17 protein-coding genes are annotated in these 19,129 nt (G+C 52.7%); 9 read left to right on the top strand and 8 right to left on the bottom strand.

Features of this window, described 5'->3' with window-relative positions:
- The first annotated feature begins 2 nt into the window (after positions 1-2).
- On the top strand, positions 3-344 hold the full coding sequence (locus BEB42_RS18405) for a gamma-glutamylcyclotransferase family protein (protein WP_001219160.1): 342 nt from the start codon (positions 3-5) through the stop codon (positions 342-344).
- Between the two features lie 379 nt (positions 345-723).
- Here the strand turns inward: BEB42_RS18405 and ppa are convergent, their stop codons facing one another.
- Complete coding sequence (ppa, locus tag BEB42_RS18400) at positions 724-1,254, bottom strand: inorganic diphosphatase (protein WP_000055072.1); 531 nt, start codon at positions 1,252-1,254, stop codon at positions 724-726.
- 309 nt (positions 1,255-1,563) lie between these two features.
- On the opposite strand from ppa, the gene ytfQ reads away from it, so the two are divergent.
- The 4 genes from ytfQ (at position 1,564) to yjfF (ending at position 6,180) form a co-directional block, all read left to right on the top strand.
- Positions 1,564-2,520: a galactofuranose ABC transporter substrate-binding protein YtfQ gene (ytfQ, locus tag BEB42_RS18395; protein ID WP_000265912.1), complete on the top strand. Its 957-nt coding sequence runs from the start codon at positions 1,564-1,566 to the stop codon at positions 2,518-2,520.
- 139 nt (positions 2,521-2,659) lie between these two features.
- Positions 2,660-4,162: a galactofuranose ABC transporter, ATP-binding protein YtfR gene (ytfR, locus tag BEB42_RS18390; protein WP_000205794.1), complete on the top strand. Its 1,503-nt coding sequence runs from the start codon at positions 2,660-2,662 to the stop codon at positions 4,160-4,162.
- Positions 4,163-4,175: 13 nt separating this feature from the next.
- A complete protein-coding gene (gene ytfT / locus BEB42_RS18385; RefSeq protein ID WP_001367906.1) occupies positions 4,176-5,198 on the top strand; it encodes a galactofuranose ABC transporter, ATP-binding protein YtfT in 1,023 nt (340 codons plus the stop codon).
- The gene (gene yjfF, locus BEB42_RS18380; RefSeq protein WP_000595986.1) at positions 5,185-6,180 is read left to right on the top strand and encodes a galactofuranose ABC transporter, permease protein YjfF; all 996 of its coding nucleotides are present in this window, start codon (positions 5,185-5,187) and stop codon (positions 6,178-6,180) included. The genes ytfT and yjfF overlap by 14 nt, the downstream gene beginning before the upstream one ends.
- Before the next feature lie 32 nt (positions 6,181-6,212).
- On the opposite strand, the gene fbp is transcribed toward yjfF, so the two are convergent.
- On the bottom strand, positions 6,213-7,211 hold the full coding sequence (gene fbp / locus BEB42_RS18375; protein ID WP_000853753.1) for a class 1 fructose-bisphosphatase: 999 nt from the start codon (positions 7,209-7,211) through the stop codon (positions 6,213-6,215).
- Positions 7,212-7,386: 175 nt separating this feature from the next.
- On the opposite strand from fbp, the gene mpl reads away from it, so the two are divergent.
- Positions 7,387-8,760, top strand: coding sequence for a UDP-N-acetylmuramate:L-alanyl-gamma-D-glutamyl-meso-diaminopimelate ligase (mpl, locus tag BEB42_RS18370; RefSeq protein WP_001219792.1), 1,374 nt, complete (start codon positions 7,387-7,389; stop codon positions 8,758-8,760).
- Positions 8,761-8,915: 155 nt separating this feature from the next.
- On the opposite strand, the gene yjgA is transcribed toward mpl, so the two are convergent.
- Positions 8,916-9,467 carry a ribosome biogenesis factor YjgA gene (yjgA, locus tag BEB42_RS18365; RefSeq protein ID WP_000166270.1) on the bottom strand — a complete coding sequence of 184 codons (552 nt, stop codon included), beginning with the start codon at positions 9,465-9,467 and terminating at the stop codon, positions 8,916-8,918.
- Positions 9,468-9,560: 93 nt separating this feature from the next.
- Between yjgA and pmbA the strand changes: the two genes are divergently transcribed.
- Together pmbA and cybC are read left to right on the top strand one after the other, a co-directional pair.
- The gene (pmbA, locus tag BEB42_RS18360; RefSeq protein ID WP_001162160.1) at positions 9,561-10,913 is read left to right on the top strand and encodes a metalloprotease PmbA; all 1,353 of its coding nucleotides are present in this window, start codon (positions 9,561-9,563) and stop codon (positions 10,911-10,913) included.
- 182 nt (positions 10,914-11,095) lie between these two features.
- The gene (gene cybC / locus BEB42_RS18355; protein WP_001232255.1) at positions 11,096-11,482 is read left to right on the top strand and encodes a cytochrome b562; all 387 of its coding nucleotides are present in this window, start codon (positions 11,096-11,098) and stop codon (positions 11,480-11,482) included.
- A 44-nt stretch (positions 11,483-11,526) separates the two neighbouring features.
- Here cybC and nrdG read toward each other — a convergent pair whose 3' ends face one another.
- The 5 genes from nrdG to treR form a co-directional block, all read right to left on the bottom strand.
- Positions 11,527-11,991, bottom strand: a complete 465-nt coding sequence (nrdG, locus tag BEB42_RS18350) for an anaerobic ribonucleoside-triphosphate reductase-activating protein (RefSeq protein ID WP_001106226.1) — start codon at positions 11,989-11,991, stop codon at positions 11,527-11,529.
- Positions 11,992-12,150: 159 nt separating this feature from the next.
- A complete protein-coding gene (gene nrdD, locus BEB42_RS18345; protein ID WP_000187778.1) occupies positions 12,151-14,289 on the bottom strand; it encodes an anaerobic ribonucleoside-triphosphate reductase in 2,139 nt (712 codons plus the stop codon).
- A 393-nt stretch (positions 14,290-14,682) separates the two neighbouring features.
- Positions 14,683-16,338 (bottom strand): alpha,alpha-phosphotrehalase, encoded by a 1,656-nt coding sequence (treC, locus tag BEB42_RS18340; protein WP_028985726.1) that lies wholly within the window; start codon positions 16,336-16,338, stop codon positions 14,683-14,685.
- Positions 16,339-16,387: 49 nt separating this feature from the next.
- Complete coding sequence (treB, locus tag BEB42_RS18335) at positions 16,388-17,809, bottom strand: PTS trehalose transporter subunit IIBC (RefSeq protein ID WP_001299664.1); 1,422 nt, start codon at positions 17,807-17,809, stop codon at positions 16,388-16,390.
- A 118-nt stretch (positions 17,810-17,927) separates the two neighbouring features.
- Positions 17,928-18,875 carry a trehalose operon repressor TreR gene (gene treR, locus BEB42_RS18330; RefSeq protein ID WP_001181324.1) on the bottom strand — a complete coding sequence of 316 codons (948 nt, stop codon included), beginning with the start codon at positions 18,873-18,875 and terminating at the stop codon, positions 17,928-17,930.
- Between the two features lie 184 nt (positions 18,876-19,059).
- On the opposite strand from treR, the gene mgtL reads away from it, so the two are divergent.
- A complete protein-coding gene (gene mgtL / locus BEB42_RS18325) occupies positions 19,060-19,113 on the top strand; it encodes a mgtA regulatory leader peptide MgtL (protein ID WP_001387276.1) in 54 nt (17 codons plus the stop codon).
- Positions 19,114-19,129 lie beyond the last annotated feature (16 nt).

Here is a 19,129-nt window from a genome sequence, read left to right as displayed (position 1 = left end):
CAATGCGAATATTTGTCTACGGCAGTTTACGCCACAAACAAGGCAACAGTCACTGGATGACCAATGCCCAGTTACTGGGCGATTTCAGTATCGATAACTACCAGTTGTATAGCCTGGGCCACTATCCAGGCGCAGTTCCGGGGAACGGAACAGTACACGGTGAAGTTTATCGTATTGACAACGCCACGCTGGCCGAACTTGATGCCTTGCGCACCAGGGGAGGTGAATACGCGCGCCAGTTGATTCAGACGCCGTACGGGAGTGCATGGATGTACGTTTATCAACGACCCGTCGATGGATTAAAGCTAATTGAAAGCGGCGACTGGTTAGACAGGGATAAGTAATAATAAAAGCACGCCACCTTCGGGTGGCGTTGTTTTATGCGATGTATCTCGCGATTTTTTTTTGTAACTTTTCCATCTTTTGCTTTTCTCTCCGAGCCGCTTTCCATATCTGCAATCGCATAAAAAACTCTGCTGGCGTTCACAAATGTGCAGGGGTAAAACGGGGGCACGCTTTGAACGGTGAGTATGAGTGAGGTCGGCTAACTTCCAGCAAGTGGCTATGAACAGCAAAATGGTGGTCGGGTTTGCTTGTTCTTACCGTTCAAGCCTTGCAAGCGCTGAGAATAATGAAAGTGGAATAGAGAGTTTATTTATCGCGGGCATAAAAAAACCCTTACTAACCGAAGCCCGGTGTTCAGGGTTATTGCGCTATAAGAACTTATTTATTCTTTGCGCGCTCGAAGGAGGCAACGATTTCAGCTTTAGCGGCTTCTGCGTTTTCCCAACCTTCAACTTTCACCCACTTGCCTTTTTCGAGGTCTTTGTAGTGCTCGAAGAAGTGAGCGATCTGCGCTTTCAGCAGCTCTGGCAGATCGTTAACGTCTTTAATGTGATCGTATTCTTTGCTCAGCTTGGTGTGCGGAACAGCAATCAGTTTCGCATCTTCACCGGCTTCGTCGGTCATTTTCAGAACGCCAACCGGACGGCAACGGATCACAGAACCCGGCTGCAGCGGGTACGGAGTCGGGACCAGTACGTCAACCGGGTCACCGTCCAGAGACAGGGTGTGGTTGATGTAACCGTAGTTGCACGGATAGAACATCGCGGTGGACATGAAGCGGTCAACGAACAGTGCGCCGCTCTCTTTGTCGATTTCGTATTTGATCGGATCTGCGTTAGCCGGGATCTCAATAACCACGTAGATGTCTTCCGGCAGATCTTTACCCGCAGGGACGTTGAGTAAGCTCATGTCTGTTTCCTTTAAAAATATGTGGCAAACAAGTGCCGAGTATTATAGCCAACTCGCGCCGAATGTCTTCGCTTGTTTTCGTCTTCATTTTCCTTTTTCGCCAGTTTTAAGACGGTATGCAGAGCAGGAAAATCCATAACCGTAGCCGCATTTTTCATAGTGAGATGAAAGCGATTACAAACTTGTGATTAACGTTTTATTTACTTTTTTGAAGTGTGATGTAACGCAATCCGTTACATAACGAATTGTCTATAGTTTTTTCGCGAACATCTTTTAACCAATAATAATTACCCCGACGAGGACAACCCTATGTGGAAACGCTTACTTATAGTCTCTGCAGTCTCGGCAGCCATGTCGTCTATGGCGTTGGCCGCTCCATTAACCGTTGGATTTTCGCAGGTCGGATCGGAATCCGGCTGGCGCGCCGCAGAAACCAATGTAGCGAAAAGTGAGGCCGAAAAACGCGGAATTACGTTGAAAATTGCTGATGGTCAGCAAAAGCAGGAAAACCAGATTAAAGCGGTACGTTCCTTCGTTGCACAAGGGGTGGATGCGATCTTTATCGCTCCGGTGGTCGCGACAGGTTGGGAACCGGTATTAAAAGAGGCGAAAGATGCCGAAATCCCGGTCTTCTTGCTCGACCGTTCCATCGATGTGAAAGACAAATCTCTCTATATGACCACCGTTACTGCCGACAACATCCTCGAAGGTAAGTTGATCGGTGACTGGCTGGTAAAAGAAGTGAATGGCAAACCATGCAACGTGGTGGAGCTGCAGGGCACCGTTGGGGCCAGCGTCGCCATTGACCGTAAGAAAGGCTTTGCCGAAGCCATTAAGAATGCGCCAAATATCAAAATCATCCGCTCGCAGTCAGGTGACTTCACCCGCAGTAAAGGCAAAGAAGTTATGGAGAGCTTTATCAAAGCGGAAAACAACGGCAAAAACATCTGCATGGTTTACGCCCATAACGATGACATGGTGATTGGCGCAATTCAGGCAATTAAAGAAGCGGGCCTGAAACCGGGCAAAGATATCCTCACGGGTTCCATTGACGGTGTACCCGATATCTACAAAGCGATGATTGATGGCGAAGCGAACGCCAGTGTTGAACTGACGCCGAATATGGCAGGTCCCGCCTTCGACGCGCTGGAGAAATACAAAAAAGACGGCACCATGCCTGAAAAGCTGACGCTGACCAAATCCACCCTTTATCTGCCTGATACCGCAAAAGAAGAGTTAGAGAAGAAGAAAAATATGGGGTATTGAGGGTTGCTATGCCTGATGCCGATTCGTAGGCCGGATAAGGCGCTCGCGCCGCATCCGGCGATGGTGCACTGAAGCCTGATGCGACGCTTACCGCGTCTTATCATGCCTACTGGGAGCACGCTTTACACCGGGGGAAACCATGACGACCGACCAACACCAGGAGATCCTCCGCACCGAAGGATTAAGTAAATTTTTCCCCGGCGTCAAAGCGTTAGACAACGTTGATTTCAGCCTGCGCCGTGGCGAAATCATGGCGCTGCTCGGTGAAAACGGGGCGGGAAAATCGACGCTAATCAAAGCATTAACCGGTGTATACCACGCCGATCGCGGCACCATCTGGCTGGAAGGCCAGGCTATCTCACCGAAAAATACCGCCCATGCACAACAACTCGGCATCGGAACCGTTTATCAGGAAGTCAACCTGCTACCCAATATGTCGGTCGCTGATAATCTATTCATAGGTCGCGAACCCAAACGTTTCGGCTTTCTACGCCGCAAAGAGATGGAAAAGCGTGCCACCGAACTGATGACATCTTACGGTTTCTCCCTCGACGTGCGTGAACCGCTTAACCGTTTTTCGGTGGCGATGCAGCAAATCGTCGCCATTTGCCGGGCTATCGATCTCTCCGCCAAAGTGCTGATCCTCGATGAACCCACCGCCAGCCTCGACACCCAGGAAGTAGAGTTACTGTTTGGCCTGATGCGTCAGTTGCGCGATCGCGGCGTCAGCCTGATCTTTGTCACTCACTTTCTCGATCAGGTCTATCAGGTCAGCGATCGGATCACCGTCTTACGCAACGGCAGTTTCGTAGGCTGTCGGGAAACGCGCGAGCTACCGCAGATCGAACTGGTAAAAATGATGCTGGGGCGCGAGCTGGATACCCACGCGCTACAGCGTGCCGGGCGAACATTGTTGAGCGACAAACCCGTTGCCGCGTTCAAAAATTACGGCAAAAAAGGAACGATCGCACCGTTTGATCTCGAAGTACGCCCCGGCGAGATCGTCGGCCTGGCAGGCTTGCTGGGATCCGGACGTACCGAAACCGCCGAAGTGATCTTCGGTATCAAACCTGCTGACAGCGGCACGGCGTTGATCAAAGGCAAACAGCAAAACCTGCGATCGCCACATCAGGCTTCGGTACTGGGCATCGGCTTCTGCCCGGAAGACAGGAAAACCGATGGCATCATCGCCGCCGCCTCGGTACGGGAAAATATCATCCTCGCTCTCCAGGCCCAGCGCGGCTGGCTACGACCCATTTCCCGCAAAGAGCAGCAAGAGATTGCCGAACGCTTTATCCGCCAGCTTGGCATTCGCACACCTTCAACTGAACAACCGATTGAATTTCTCTCTGGCGGCAATCAGCAAAAAGTGTTGCTTTCACGTTGGCTACTGACCCGACCGCAATTTCTGATCCTCGATGAGCCAACCCGCGGCATTGATGTTGGTGCCCACGCCGAGATCATCCGCCTGATTGAAACGCTATGCGCCGATGGTCTGGCGCTGCTGGTGATCTCCTCCGAACTGGAAGAGCTGGTGGGCTATGCCGATCGGGTGATCATCATGCGCGATCGCAAACAGGTGGCGGAGATCCCGCTGGCAGAGCTTTCCGTTCCGGCGATCATGAACGCCATTGCGGCGTAAGGAGAACAGTGTGATGCCTCAATCTCTCCCGGACACTACGCCGCCGAAAAGGCGCTTTCGCTGGCCAACGGGAATGCCGCAGCTGGCGGCGCTATTGCTGGTGCTGCTGGTCGATAGCCTGGTAGCTCCGCATTTCTGGCAGGTGGTGCTTCAGGATGGGCGTTTGTTCGGTAGCCCTATCGACATTCTTAACCGCGCAGCTCCCGTTGCGTTACTGGCGATTGGTATGACGCTGGTGATCGCCACCGGTGGGATTGATCTCTCCGTAGGGGCGGTGATGGCTATCGCCGGAGCCACAACGGCTGCGATGACGGTCGCGGGATTCAGCCTGCCGATTGTTTTGTTAAGCGCCCTGGGCACTGGCATCCTGGCGGGATTGTGGAACGGCATACTGGTAGCGATCCTCAAAATTCAGCCGTTTGTCGCCACCCTGATCCTGATGGTCGCCGGGCGCGGCGTGGCGCAACTGATCACCTCCGGACAGATCGTCACGTTTAACTCGCCGGATCTCTCATGGTTTGGCAGCGGATCGCTGTTGTTCCTGCCAACGCCGGTCATTATCGCGGTGCTGACGCTTCTCCTGTTCTGGCTGTTGACCCGCAAAACGGCGCTGGGGATGTTTATCGAAGCCGTTGGTATCAACATTCGGGCGGCAAAAAATGCCGGGGTAAACACGCGAATCATCGTCATGCTCACTTATGTGTTGAGCGGGCTGTGTGCGGCGATTGCGGGCATTATCGTGGCGGCGGATATTCGCGGTGCCGATGCCAACAACGCCGGATTATGGCTGGAGCTGGACGCCATTCTCGCGGTGGTGATTGGCGGCGGATCGCTGATGGGCGGGCGCTTTAACCTGCTGCTCTCGGTAGTGGGGGCGCTGATTATTCAGGGGATGAACACCGGAATTTTACTTTCTGGCTTTCCGCCGGAGATGAACCAGGTCGTAAAAGCGGTGGTGGTGCTTTGTGTGCTGATTGTTCAGTCGCAACGCTTTATCAGTCTGATTAAAGGAGTACGTAGCCATGATAAAACGTAATTTGCCACTGATGATCACCATCGGCGTCTTTGTGCTGGGCTATTTCTACTGCCTGACGCAGTTTCCCGGTTTTGCTTCCACAAGAGTGATCTGCAATATCCTGACAGATAACGCCTTTCTTGGGATAATCGCCGTTGGCATGACCTTTGTGATCCTCTCTGGCGGTATCGATCTCTCCGTCGGTTCGGTGATCGCCTTTACTGGCGTGTTTCTGGCAAAAGTGGTTGGCGATTTCGGCCTCTCGCCGCTGCTGGCGTTTCCGCTAGTGCTGGTGATGGGCTGTGCCTTCGGCGCATTTATGGGGCTTCTGATCGACGCCCTGAAGATCCCGGCATTTATCATTACGCTTGCGGGGATGTTCTTTTTGCGCGGCGTCAGCTATCTCGTTTCGGAAGAGTCGATTCCGATAAACCATCCCATTTATGACACGCTCTCAAGCCTTGCGTGGAAAATCCCCGGCGGCGGTCGCCTTAGTGCGATGGGGCTGTTGATGCTGGCGGTGGTGGTTATCGGTATTTTCCTTGCGCATCGTACCCGTTTTGGCAATCAGGTGTACGCTATTGGCGGCAACGCGACGTCGGCGAACCTGATGGGGATTTCTACTCGCAGCACCACTATTCGCATTTATATGCTCTCCACCGGACTGGCAACACTGGCGGGGATTGTCTTCTCGATTTATACCCAGGCCGGATATGCACTGGCGGGCGTAGGTGTGGAACTGGACGCCATCGCGTCGGTGGTGATTGGCGGTACGTTGTTAAGTGGTGGCGTCGGGACGGTGCTTGGGACGCTTTTTGGCGTGGCAATTCAGGGACTGATCCAGACTTACATCAACTTTGACGGCACGCTGAGTTCCTGGTGGACGAAAATCGCCATCGGTATTTTGTTGTTTATTTTTATAGCATTACAGCGTGGGTTAACGGTGCTGTGGGAGAATCGTCAGAGTTCGCCAGTGACAAGAGTCAACATTGCGCAGCGATAAAAACGCCTCTCCGTGTGGAGAGGCGCAGGAGATTACGCGTCCGGGAACTCACGGATAAAGCGTTCGACATCTTCAACCATATGGTCGTTGCCGACAAAGAATGAACGGCGCTGGTGCAGGGTTTCCGGGATGATATCCAGAATACGCTCTTTGCCATCGCTCGCTTTACCGCCCGCTTGTTCCGCCAGGAATGCCATCGGGTTGCACTCATACAGTAAACGCAGTTTACCGTCCGGGTGGCTGGCGGTGCTTGGGTAGAGATAAATACCGCCTTTCAGCAGGTTACGGTGGAAATCCGCGACCAGTGAACCGATATAACGTGAGGTATACGGGCGGTTGGTGGACTTATCTTCTTCCTGGCAGAATTTAATGTACTTTTTCACCCCGTTCGGAAACTTAATGTAGTTTCCTTCGTTGATGGAGTAGGTTTTGCCTTTCTCCGGGAAGCGCATCCGTTCCTGGCACAGGCAGAAAACGCCGAGCGAAGGATCGTAAGTAAAGGCGTGAACACCGCATCCGGTGGTGTAAACCAGCATGGTAGAGGAGCCGTATACCACGTAACCTGCCGCAACCTGTTTGTTACCAGGCTGGAGGAAATCTTCTTCCGTTACCGGCGTGCCGACGGGCGTAACTCGGCGGTAGATGGAGAAAATGGTACCGACAGAGACGTTAACATCGATGTTGGACGAGCCATCCAGTGGGTCCATCAGCACCACGTATTTTGCGTGTTCACAGCCTTCAAAGACGACAATCTCATCTTCTTCTTCAGAGGCAATGCCCGCAACGATATCGCGTGCTTTCAGTGCGGCTTTCAGTTTTTCATTAGCGAACAAGTCGAGTTTCTGCTGAACCTCGCCCTGCACGTTCTCAGCACCGCTGGCACCCAGGATATCAACCAGTCCTGCTTTGTTGATATCGCGATGGATAATCTTGGCGCCCAGTTTTATTGCCGACAGCAAAGCAGTGAGCTCACCGGTAGCATGAGAAAACTCGTGCTGCTTTTCGACAATAAATTCACCTAACGTTTTCATAAAACTTTCCCTGCAATGTTTATGGAGTAAAGCGACCGCAACAATCTTAACAAATAATCTCAATGTTGCGCTCAGGTGAATCGCGCCAGCAAATTGCGGATTATCCTGAAATGCGTTTCTCACTTGCCCGACATATGCGTAAAATGAGCGGCAGATTAAAAAAGGATAGTGACGTATGCGCATTCATATTTTAGGAATTTGTGGCACATTTATGGGCGGTCTGGCGATGCTGGCGCGCCAGTTAGGCCATGAAGTAACGGGTTCGGACGCCAATGTGTATCCGCCGATGAGCACCTTACTTGAGAAGCAAGGCATTGAGCTGATTCAGGGTTACGATGCCAGCCAGCTCGATCCGCAGCCGGATCTGGTGATTATTGGCAACGCCATGACCCGTGGAAATCCGTGTGTGGAAGCGGTACTGGAAAAAAACATCCCTTATATGTCAGGTCCACAGTGGCTGCACGATTTTGTGCTGCGCGACCGCTGGGTGCTGGCCGTTGCCGGTACACACGGCAAAACTACCACCGCGGGAATGGCGACCTGGATTCTGGAACAGTGCGGTTACAAACCGGGATTTGTGATCGGCGGTGTGCCGGGGAACTTTGAGGTTTCGGCGCGTCTGGGCGAAAGCGACTTCTTTGTTATCGAAGCGGATGAGTACGACTGCGCCTTCTTCGACAAACGCTCTAAATTTGTCCATTACTGCCCGCGTACGCTGATCCTCAACAACCTTGAGTTCGATCACGCCGATATCTTTGACGACCTGAAAGCGATCCAGAAACAGTTCCACCATCTGGTGCGTATCGTTCCGGGGCAGGGCCGTATTATCTGGCCGGAAAATGACATCAACCTGAAACAGACCATGGCGATGGGCTGCTGGAGCGAGCAGGAGCTGGTGGGTGAGCAGGGGCACTGGCAGGCGAAAAAGCTGACCACCGATGCTTCCGAATGGGAAGTCTTGCTTGATGGCGAAAAAGTGGGCGAAGTGAAATGGTCGCTGGTAGGCGAACATAATATGCACAATGGCCTGATGGCGATTGCAGCGGCTCGCCATGTTGGTGTAGCGCCTGCAGATGCCGCTAACGCGCTGGGTTCGTTTATTAACGCTCGCCGCCGTCTGGAGTTGCGTGGTGAAGCGAATGGCGTGACGGTATATGACGATTTTGCCCATCACCCGACGGCGATTCTGGCAACGCTGGCGGCGCTGCGTGGCAAAGTTGGTGGTACGGCGCGCATTATTGCTGTGCTGGAACCGCGCTCGAATACCATGAAAATGGGGATCTGCAAAGACGATCTGGCACCTTCATTAGGTCGTGCCGATGAAGTCTTCCTGCTGCAACCGGCGCATATTCCGTGGCAGGTGGCAGAAGTGGCAGAAGCCTGCGTTCAGCCTGCACACTGGAGTGGCGATGTGGATACGCTGGCAGATATGGTGGTGAAAACCGCTCAGCCTGGCGACCATATTCTGGTCATGAGCAACGGCGGTTTTGGTGGCATCCATCAGAAACTGCTGGATGGTCTGGCGAAGAAGGCGGAAGCCGCGCAGTAATTCGGCCTCAGCCTGATATAGTGTGCGTAGGCCGGATAAGGCGTTCACGCCGCATCCGGCATTTGAGCATAGTGCCTGATGCGACGCTTGATGCGTCTTATCAGGCCTACAGGTGCACCGCATCCGGCAAACCATACTCACATCAACAACGAAAATTACCCTTCATTCTCCGCCAGTTCGCGCAGATACTGGAAAATCTGGCGTGCGGATTTCGGCGGCTTATTCCCTTCTTTCTCTTTCTTCGCGTTACGGATCAGAGTACGCAGCTGCTGACGATCGGCATCGGGCCACAGATTCAATACTTCAGCGATGGCGTCATCACCTTGATCGATCAGACGATCGCGCAGGTTTTCCAGTTTATGGAACAGCACCACCTGCTGATTGTGGCGATTTTTCAGCTTATCCAGCGCCTGACGAATAGGCTCTACGTCGCGCTGGCGCAGCATCTTACCGATGAGCTGCAACTGGCGGCGGCGACCTTCCATCTTAATACGCTGGGCGAGCTCAATAGCCGCGCGCAGATCCGCATCTAACGGGATCTTATCCAGCGCGTTTTTCCCCAGATCAACAATTTCCGCGCCAAGGCGTTTTAGCTCCTCGGCATCACGTTTAATTTCACTTTTACTGACCCAGATAATTTCATCGTCTTCGTCTTCGATGTCATCACCGGGAACGTCGTCGAGCCAGTCTTCGGGCTGCTTAGTCATCTCAGGCTCCTTAAAAAAAGAGGCTAATGTTACCAGTTAAGATGCGCACTGAAAAACGGTTCTCTGTTAGACTTCAGAGAAACTCTCTACATTATGGCACTTGCAATGAAAGTAATCTCTCAAGTTGAAGCGCAGCGCAAGATTCTGGAAGAAGCAGTTTCCACTGCGCTGGAGTTGGCCTCAGGCAAATCGGACGGTGCGGAAGTTGCCGTCAGCAAGACCACCGGCATTAGCGTAAGCACGCGTTATGGTGAAGTGGAGAATGTTGAATTCAATAGCGATGGCGCGCTGGGGATCACTGTTTATCACCAGAACCGCAAAGGTAGCGCATCATCCACCGATTTAAGCCCGCAGGCCATTGCCCGTACTGTACAGGCGGCGCTGGATATTGCCCGTTATACCTCGCCAGATCCCTGTGCCGGCCTGGCAGACAAAGAGCTGCTGGCCTTTGACGCACCAGATCTCGACTTGTTCCACCCTGCTGAAGTTTCCCCGGATGATGCCATTGAACTGGCGGCCCGCGCAGAACAGGCGGCATTGCAGGCGGACAAACGCATTACCAATACCGAAGGCGGCAGTTTTAACAGCCACTACGGTGTCAAAGTTTTTGGCAACAGCCACGGCATGTTGCAGGGTTACTGCTCTACGCGTCATTCACTCTCCAGCTGTGTAATTGCCGAAGAAAATGGCGATATGGAGCGTGATTACGCCTACACCATTGGTCGTGCGATGAGCGATCTGCAAACGCCAGAGTGGGTTGGGGCCGACTGTGCTCGCCGTACTTTATCGCGCCTGTCACCGCGTAAACTCTCCACCATGAAAGCGCCAGTCATTTTTGCCAATGAAGTGGCAACCGGGCTTTTTGGCCATCTGGTGGGGGCGATAGCGGGTGGCTCGGTTTACCGTAAATCTACCTTTCTGCTGGATTCGCTGGGTAAACAAATTCTGCCGGACTGGCTGACCATTGAAGAGCATCCGCATCTGCTGAAAGGGCTGGCGTCGACGCCATTCGACAGCGAAGGTGTGCGCACCGAGCGTCGCGATATTATTAAAGATGGCATCCTGACTCAGTGGCTGCTGACCAGCTACTCGGCGCGGAAACTGGGGCTGAAAAGCACCGGACATGCGGGCGGTATTCACAACTGGCGGATTGCCGGACAAGGGCTAAGCTTCGAACAAATGCTCAAAGAGATGGGCACCGGGCTGGTGGTGACGGAGCTGATGGGCCAGGGCGTGAGTGCCATTACTGGTGATTATTCCCGTGGTGCTGCGGGCTTCTGGGTAGAGAATGGCGAAATTCAGTATCCGGTTAGTGAAATCACCATCGCAGGTAATTTAAAAGATATGTGGCGCAATATTGTCACCGTCGGTAACGATATTGAAACACGCAGTAATATACAGTGTGGTTCTGTGCTGTTGCCGGAGATGAAAATCGCCGGGCAGTAAAAAACTGGCGCGACCTGCCGCGCTATAAACTAAAAAATTACACAAAATCATTCGCACTGCATCGAGACGGAAAGTGAATGAGGGCCGGGGAGCGTACTCGCAGTACGTGACCCGGGCGAATGAGCGTAGCCGTCGATGAGGCAGTGTGAAGGATGAAGTGTAAATAAAAAAGGAAGTGAGCAATGCGTAAAAGCCTGTTAGCTATTCTTGCAGTCTCCTCGTTGGTATTCAGTTCTGCGTCGTTTGCCGCTGATCTTGAAGACAATATGGAAACCCTCAACGACACTTTAAAAGTGGTCGAAAAAGCCGATAACGCGGCGCAAGTCAAAGACGCGTTAACGAAGATGCGCGCCGCAGCGCTGGATGCGCAAAAAGCAACGCCGCCGAAGCTCGAAGATAAATCACCGGACAGCCCGGAAATGAAAGACTTCCGTCACGGTTTCGATATTCTGGTTGGTCAGATTGACGACGCGCTGAAGCTGGCAAATGAAGGTAAAGTAAAAGAAGCGCAGGCTGCCGCAGAGCAACTGAAAACGACCCGCAACGCCTATCACCAGAAGTATCGTTAATTCCTCATTTCCCTGTTGCCTGCACTCAGGTAACAGGGAACTTATCATCGCAAATGATGCACCACCTGATTGCTGCTGCCGCGCCAGATCAGGGAAGGGTCTTTTAAATCCTGCACAAATTTGCCGTCGACCAGTACGTTAATCAAATCAACAACCTGCATTTGCGCAGCGTTGAGATCGTCGAGTTTATAGCCTGTCCACACCCAGATGTCTTTATCCGGACACTCGGCGCGGATGCGTTTTACCAGTTTCAGAATATCCGGCACGTTTTGCGGATGCAGCGGATCGCCGCCGGAGAGGGAAATCCCCTGGCGTTTGATACGAGTGTCATTCAGATCGTTAATGATCTGGTCTTCCATTGCTTTGGTAAATGGCTGACCAGAATTTACCCGCCATGTGCTTTTGTTATAGCAACCGGGGCATTCATGAACACACCCGGAGACAAACAGGGTGCAGCGAGTGCCGGGGCCGTTGACGATGTCGACAGGATAGTACTGATGATAATTCATTATTTCGCCTGGCTTATCAGTCCGCGTGTAGGCTGCATCCGGTAATCAATGCCTGATGCGACGCTGTCGCGTCTTATCAGGCCTACACAGCCGTTGCCAAATGTAGGCCGGATAAGGCGTTTACGCCGCATCCGGCATTTGCTTAGCGCAGAGTGAAGATTAACCTATCTGCCCATTCCCCAAATGTTTAACGCGGCGCTTAACTTCTTCCTGCTTACCAGCGTTAAACGGACGTGCATCCGGGCTACCTAAATATCCGCACACGCGGCGAGTTACCGACACACGGGAGGCGTCATGGTTACCACATTTCGGGCAAGTGAAGCCTTTGCTGGTGCACTCGAACTCACCGGTAAAGCCACACTCGTAGCACTCATCAATCGGTGTATTGGTGCCGTAATACGGTACATGCTGATAGCTGTAATCCCAGACATCTTCCAGCGCCTTCAGGTTGTGCTGAATGTTTGGATACTCGCCGTAGCAAATGAAACCACCGTTCGCCAGCGGCGGGTAAGGCGCTTCAAAGTCGATCTTGTCGTACGGGTTCACCTTCTTCTCCACATCGAGGTGGAAACTGTTGGTGTAGTAACCTTTATCGGTCACGCCCGGCACCACGCCAAACTCAGCAGTATCGAGACGGCAGAAGCGGTCGCACAGGTTTTCACTCGGCGTGCTGTAGAGACTGAAACCATAACCCGTTTCTTCTTTCCACTGATCCACTGCCTGGCGCAGACGTTCAACAATGGCGATACCTTTCGCGCGAAGCTGCTCGTTGTCGTAAACATGCTCGCCGCCGAACAGCGCGTTAATGGTTTCGTGGATGCCGATGTAACCCAGCGAAATAGACGCACGACCGTTTTTGAAGATTTCAGAAACATCATCGTCAGCATTCAGACGTACGCCACAAGCACCTTCCATATAGAGGATCGGGGCCACGCGCGCTTTCACGCCTTCGAGACGAGCGATACGGGTCATCAGCGCCTTACGTGCCAGCACCAGACGTTCATCCAGCAGCTTCCAGAAGGTGGCTTCATCGCCTTTTGCTTCCAGAGCAATACGCGGCAGGTTCAGGCTGATCACGCCGAGGTTGTTACGACCATCGTGGATCTGCTCGCCGTTTTCATTTTCCCACACGCCGAGGAAGCTGCGGCAGCCCATCGGGGTTTTAAACGAACCGGTGACTTTCACTACCTGATCGTAGTTCAGGATATCCGGATACATGCGCTTGCTTGCGCACTCCAGCGCCAGCTGTTTGATGTCGTAGTTCGGATCGCCTTTTTTATGGTTCAGACCATCGCGAATCGCAAACACCAGTTTCGGGAACACCGCAGTTTTACGGTTTTTACCGAGGCCTGCGATACGGTTACGCAGGATCGATTCCTGAATCAGGCGCGATTCCCAGCTGGTGCCCAGACCAAAACCAAAGGTTACAAACGGCGTCTGACCGTTGGCGGTGTGCAGGGTGTTTACTTCGTACTCCAGCGACTGGAAGGCATCGTAGCACTCTTTGATGGTACGAGAGTTAGCGTAGCCTTCGGCGTCCGGGATGTTCCACTCTTCTGCGGTCTTGCGATGTTTGTTGTAGCTGGCGGTAACAAACGGCGCCAGCACTTCATCGATACGGTTAATGGTGGTGCCGCCATAAATATGGCTGGCGACCTGAGCAATAATCTGCGCAGTTACCGCGGTTGCCGTAGAGATCGACTTCGGCGGTTCAATCTCGGCGTTCCCCATTTTAAAGCCCTGGGTCAGCATGCCTTTCAGGTCGATCAACATGCAGTTGAACATCGGGAAGAACGGCGAGTAATCGAGATCGTGATAGTGAATATCGCCACGCTCATGTGCCTGCACCACGTCACGCGGCAGCAGGTGCTGGCGTGCATAGTGTTTAGCCACGATCCCGGCCAGCAGGTCGCGCTGGGTTGGAATCACCTTGCTGTCTTTGTTGGCGTTTTCGTTGAGTAACGAGGCGTTGGTCTGCTCGACCAGACCACGGATCTCCTGGTTCAGGCGACCGCGTTTTTCACGTTCAATGTCGCGATCGTGACGGTACTCGATGTAAGCACGAGCCAGTTGTTTGTATGGACCCGACATCAGCTGGTTTTCAACTGCGGTCTGGATCTCGTTGATATCCACCTGGTTGCGGCCCTGCATCTGCTCGCTGACAACCGCGGCAACAGTGGCGCAATAATCGGCATCATCGACTTCCGCTGCTTTAGCTGCACGCAGAATCGCTTCTTTGATGCGCTCTGATTTAAACGGCACTTTGCAGCCGTCTCGTTTCATCACATGCGGTGTCATGATCGCTCCATATTTTTAAGAACAGGTTATCCACAGAAATTGGGAAAGGCGTTTTCCGGTTTTTTCGTTTCGTTTTCCGGTGCTTTCCGCAATCGCCATCCGCTTATCCACAACGCCGCACCTTTTTCGTGGGGAGCTGTAGTAGCAATTATAGTCGATTAATACAACATATTGGGCTGGGACGCATTTTAAAGTCTATATATAGTGCTTTGCATCAAGGATGTTTTAACTTTTTTTGATGTAGCTCAAAGTAAAAAGCAGAGCGTACGGATGACGGGCGCTACAGCGTTATGTAAATTTTTTAATGAATTTGCTGGTTGAAAAATCAACAAAAACAACATGCTGACAGACAAAACCCCGGAATGACCGGCATTACCGGGGCTTAGGGGAGATTTACTTCTGTAACCACCAGACAGCCTCAAAAGGCCGTAAAGTCATGGCACAGGGTTGTGGTGAGGCTTCTTCGTAGTTATGCATCACAAGCTGCCAGTTGCCGCGCATTTGCCCTGGCTGCCAGGGTTGGATCTCACGGCTAAGGTTGGCAATGACCAGCAAGGTTTGCCCCTTCCATTCACGGCGATAGCACCACAATACAGGGCTGTTTGGCAGCAGATCCTGGTAATTGCCCCATGTCAGAACGGCTTCTTGCTTACGTAGTGCGATTAACTTTTGGTAGGTGTAAAACACCGAGGACTCATCGGCCAGCGCGGCTTCTACGTTGATTTGTTGATAGTTATCGCCCAGGCTAATCCACGGTTCGCCAGCCGTAAACCCGGCATTATCGCCGTTGCTCCATTGCATGGGCGTGCGGCTGTTGTCACGGGATTTACTGGCGAGGATTGCCAATAACTCGTCGGCATCACGACCATCGTTGCGCAGCTCGGCAAACATATTGAGGCTCTCCACGTCGCGATAGTCAGTAATGCGCGTGAAATGCGGGTTGGTCATGCCAATCTCTTCGCCCTGGTAGATATACGGCGTTCCCTGCATGCCATGCAGCACCATCGCCAGCATTTTTGCCGCAGGCACGCGGTATTCACCTTCATCACCAAAGCGAGAAACAATGCGCGGCTGATCGTGGTTACACCAGAACAAGGCATTCCATGCCACGTTGTGCATTCCTTGTTGCCAGTGGCGGAACAATTTTTTCAACGCCACAAAGTCAGGTTTAGCCAGCGTCCATTTTTCACCACCGGGATAATCGACCTTCAGGTGATGAAAATTAAAGGTCATCGACAATTCACTGCCTGTCAGTGCCGCGTATCGCTGGCAATGCTCAAGGCTGGTGGAGGACATTTCACCTACGGTCATTAACCCGCGTGGCGTAAACACATCGCGGTTCATCTCGTGCAAAAACTCGTGTGCTCGTGGCCCGTCGGTGTAGAAGCGACGCCCGTCGCCGTCCAGGTCTTCAGGGAAACGCGGGTCTTTGGAGATCAGATTCACCACATCCAGGCGCAACCCGTCGACCCCACGATCGGCCCAGAACTCACAGACTTTTTTCAGCTCTGCGCGTACCGCTGGATTCTCCCAGTTGAGATCCGCTTGTTCTGGTGCAAAGAGATGCAAATAGTACTGTTCGCTTTCCGCATGCCAGCGCCACGCACTACCGCCAAATTTTGAACGCCAGTTGTTCGGTGGCGTTTCTGGTTCGCCATCGCGCCAGATATAAAACTGGCGGTAAGGGCTTTCTTTGTTCAGCGCCTCGCGAAACCAGGCATGTTGGGTAGAGGTATGGTTAAACACCATATCGAGAATGATACGAATCCCGCGCGATTTTGCCTGCGTCACCAGTTCGTCAAAATCGTCCAGCGTGCCGTAGGTGGGATCAATCGCCGTATAGTTCGCTACGTCGTAACCGTTATCGACCTGGGGAGAGACATAAAAGGGGGTTAGCCAGATGGCATCAACGCCCAGTTTATGCAGATAGTCCAGGCGTTGGATAACGCCACGTAAATCGCCGGTACCGCTACCCGTGGTGTCCTGAAAACTCTTTGGATAAATCTGGTAGATAACGCCGTTTTGCCACCAGTGGGGAAGATTAGTCATTACGTTATTCCTGCGAATGCGAGGGGGCGCAATTGCGCCCCGAAGAAAATTAAACAATGTCCAGCGTGCCCAGGCGGTATTTCCGCTGATAGATAAACGAGGTGAGTACAATCGGGATGATGATGGCGATAGCCATTGCCAGCGCAAACACCTGCCAGTAGCTCGGTTGAATCGAGAGAATTCCCGGCAGGCCGCCTACGCCGATGCCATTCGCCATAACGCCGTTCAGGCCGCATAGCAATCCTGCCAGACCAGAACCAATCATCGCGCACAGCATCGGGAAGCGATATTTCAGGTTGATGCCGTACATTGCAGGCTCAGTGACCCCAAGCCAGGCGGAGATCGCCGCAGGCACGGAGATCTCGCGTTCATTGTGCTTGCGGCTGGAAATGATAATGCCTATCACGGCGGAGCCCTGAGCGATATTCGACAGCGCAATCAGCGGCCACACTGGCGTACCACCCATGCTTTGAATCATCTGCAAATCAATAGCAAGCGTGGTCTGGTGTACCCCGGTGATCACCAGCGGGGCGTACAGGAAGCCAAACAATGCCGCGCCAATCGGAGCAAAGCTGCCGGTCATCAGGTGACGTACCGCAAAGGCAACGCCATCGCCAATCATGCGTCCAAACGGACCAATCAGCGCATGGGCGAGGAACACCGCGAGGATCAGCGAACAGACGGGCACCACCACCAGATAGAGGTAATCCGGCACGATGCGTTTAAGGCGAGTTTCAATAACGCCCAGCGCCAGCCCGGCTAATAGTGCCGGGATCACCTGCGCCTGATAGCCCACTTTGGCGATGCTGAACATGCCAAAGTCCCACACTTCCGGCAGCTGCTGCCCGAGCAGATAAGCGTTCATCAGCTGGGGGGAAACCAGTGTCACGCCAAGCACGATACCAAGGATCGGCGTGCCGCCCATTTTTTTCACCGCTGACCAGCAAATCCCGACCGGCAGGTAGAAGAAGATCGCTTCACCGATCAACCACAGAAAATCGTAGATCGTTTGCAGGGAAGGGTACATTTGTGCCAGCGTTTGACCGTTGCTCATGGGCAAATCGCCGATTACATTGCGAAAACCGAGGATCAAACCGCCGCTAATCAACGCGGGCAGCAACGGGAAGAAGATCTCCGCGAAATGAGAGATCAACTGCTCATGCCATTTCATATTCTGCCGGGCGGCTTTTTTTACCTGCTCTTTATCAACCTGCGCCTGTCCGGTTGACGCTATCAGTGCTTGATAGTAATCACCCACGTTGGTGCCAATCACCACCTGAAATTGCCCGGCATTGGTGAAACAGCCTTTCACCATGGGGAGTTGCTCAATTTCTTTCGGTCTGGCATTGGCCGGTTGGTTGAGGACAAAGCGCAGGCGAGTAATACAGTGGCTCACCGTCGCAATATTGCCGCGCCCGCCGACCAGTTCAATCAACCGATCGATATCCGTTTGGTTTATTTTGCTCATCATAAAGCCCCATGGCAGATGACATTTTTGGTTGGCTGCAGAATATATTGCGCGGAAAAATTTAAAAACGGGAACGTTCCCGAAACGCAGCGAAGATCACAATTTATCGTTCAGGAAACGATCAGGACAGGGTGGCGGGGATGATGATTTGTTGCGGTTCGCTGCGCCCGGTTACCTGTGCGATCAATTGGCAGGCCGCCTGGCGTCCAGCTTCGGCGTAACCGGGATCTACGGTGACGATCTCCGGATGGAGGAATTTCATTAACGGTGTATTACCGACGCTCGCCAGTTGCAAGGTGTCGATGCGTTGCTCTTGCAGGTATTTACTTGCGCCAAGTGCCAGCGTGTCGGTTGCGCACAGTAACGCAGTAGTTTCAGGCGTAATCACTTTTGCCACGTTCTCATAGCCTTGCTTCATAGCAAGCCCTGGCAGAGCGGCAACGGGATGCAGTTTATGCGCTTTGCAGAACGCCAGGTAGGCTTCGTGACGTCGCTTACCGGTTGTCACGTCACTATGCGGCACGCCGAGATAACTGATATTACGATGCCCCTGGTCATACAGCCGTTGCATCAGGATCTTGATTGCCCCTTCGTCGTCATAACAGACCGAAGCAAAGCCTTTTGCGTCACGCGCCAGCAGAACCAGCGATGACTGCCAGTGGGCTAACATTTCTTCTGTTATGCCAGTAAAACCGAACAGCACTACGCCGTCGATATTACGCCGTTTCAGCACCCCCAAATGTTCGGCAACTAATTGTGGGGAAAACTGACTTTCCATCATGATTGGGTCGTAACCTTGTTCATAGAACGCTGGCAGCATGGTTTGAACGGCGAGATTTTCTGACAACGAATCCAGGCGGGTAACAATGATGGCGACCACTTTATCGCTTTGCCCACGCATAGCGCGCGCAGAGCGGGAAGGGGAAAATCCATGCTGATTCATCACTGCTTCAACACGCTCGCGGGTGCGCTGGCTCACGCCGCTTTCGTTATTCAGCACCCGGGAAACTGTAGATTTCCCCACGCCGCTTAAGCGTGCGATGTCTTTGATGGTCAGCCGATTTTGCATCCTGTTGTCCTGTAACGTGTTGTTTAATTATTTGAGCCTAACTTTACCCGTGCATTCAGCAATGGGTAAAGTCTGGTTTATCGTTGGTTTAGTTGCCAGCAGGTATTATATCGCCATAGATGCTACGAATATTATTGGATTCTCCTTATTATTTGCGGCGCTTTTTTCACTTACCGGAGGTTATATGGAACCTGATCCCACGCCTCTCCCTCGACGGAGATTAAAACTTTTCCGGTAAGCCCGTCTTTTCACGG

This window comes from Escherichia sp. MOD1-EC5990 (genome assembly GCF_002965285.1).
Lineage (GTDB): Bacteria > Pseudomonadota > Gammaproteobacteria > Enterobacterales > Enterobacteriaceae > Escherichia > Escherichia coli_F.
This window is presented reverse-complemented; position numbering and strand designations above follow the sequence as displayed.